Origin of the sequence: Bacillus sp. SIMBA_074, from assembly GCF_046534555.1 — a bacterium.
In the GTDB taxonomy this organism is placed as follows: domain Bacteria; phylum Bacillota; class Bacilli; order Bacillales; family Bacillaceae_G; genus Bacillus_A; species Bacillus_A mycoides.
Map to the genome: position 1 here is coordinate 1 of NZ_JAWRYM010000455.1, position 275 is coordinate 275.

General features: G+C 37.8%; 1 pseudogene. It reads left to right on the forward strand.

The window, feature by feature from the left end:
* Positions 1–275 (forward strand): annotated as a pseudogene (locus SB773_RS31560) (bacitracin ABC transporter permease); the annotation flags it as partial.

The following is a 275-nucleotide window of genomic DNA, read 5'->3' on the forward strand; positions in this document are numbered from 1 at the left end:
GTTTGCCGCTTCAAAATTAATCATCATGATTTTATTTAAAATAATGGGTGTCGAGGCGATCGCAACCCTTCAATTTTCTTTTCAGCCGCTTGTTCAAACCATTCTCGTTTTTAGCGCCATCTATCTTTTCATCATGTTGATGAATTATGCCTTCATTAGAAGGCAGACCATTCTTTCATTATTTAGAGTGACTTCAATGACGGAAGGAAAAGTGAAAAAGGTTTCGATGTTCGAAATGATCATCGGGATATTCGGGATCATCTTGATCATTGCCG